Origin of the sequence: Devosia sp. LC5 (assembly GCF_000735585.1) — a bacterium.
GTDB lineage: Bacteria > Pseudomonadota > Alphaproteobacteria > Rhizobiales > Devosiaceae > Devosia.
Genome location: NZ_JNNO01000042.1, coordinates 1 through 590 on the forward strand (window position 1 = coordinate 1; position 590 = coordinate 590).

Sequence of the window (590 nt, forward strand, 5' to 3'; positions counted from 1 at the left end):
AACTTCTCCCCGCCCACACCCGCGCCACTATCCTCACCGGTTTCACCTCTGGGGGAACAGCATGTCCACAAAGCCTCATCTCAGCCAGCGTGCCATTGTCGCCTATAATCGGCTGAGCCGCGAAGTCGCGGCGCTCAATTATCTCGTCAGAATAGCCAAGCCATCCGGCACGCTGGGAGAAACCGGGCGAATATGCCTCGACCGCGCCTTGCGCATAGCCAATCGGCTCTATCGCCGCGAGCCCGGCATGCCGTCTTTCGGGCGGATCGGTACCAGCGAACCGCTGACCCAGGCCGATCTGGCCCTTATGGTCGCGCGCCTGAGCGCCGCCGGCATCGCCTTTGAGGAGCGCTATGCCCATCTCACCGCGCCCGGCCTCGCCGCCAACACCACGCTGCAGCCCTTGCGCTTCCCTCCCCCTTGAGGGGAGGGAAAAGAGCCTCAATCCGTCCTCCACCCGGTGTCATTCCCGCGAAAGCGGGAACCTCCGTTTCGGGATGTTTAAGACAGCAAACAGAGGTTCCCGCTTTCGCGGGAATGACACTGTGATTGATTGACAGCACTGGGCACTATCCCGCCCCCACCCAGCC

Annotated in this window: 1 protein-coding gene; it reads left to right on the top strand. The window is 62.9% G+C overall.

Translation table 11 applies throughout. The annotated features are described in order from the left end of the window. Nucleotides 1-61 precede the first annotated feature (61 nt). Nucleotides 62-424: a hypothetical protein gene (locus tag FF80_RS16070; protein WP_035102459.1), complete on the top strand. Its 363-nt coding sequence runs from the start codon at nucleotides 62-64 to the stop codon at nucleotides 422-424. Nucleotides 425-590: the final 166 nt, after the last annotated feature.

Bases quoted from the DNA above. Each gene is read 5' to 3' on its own strand.
- FF80_RS16070 (WP_035102459.1), top strand. From the start codon at position 62: ATGTCCACAAAGCCTCATCTCAGCCAGCGTGCCATTGTCGCCTATAAT.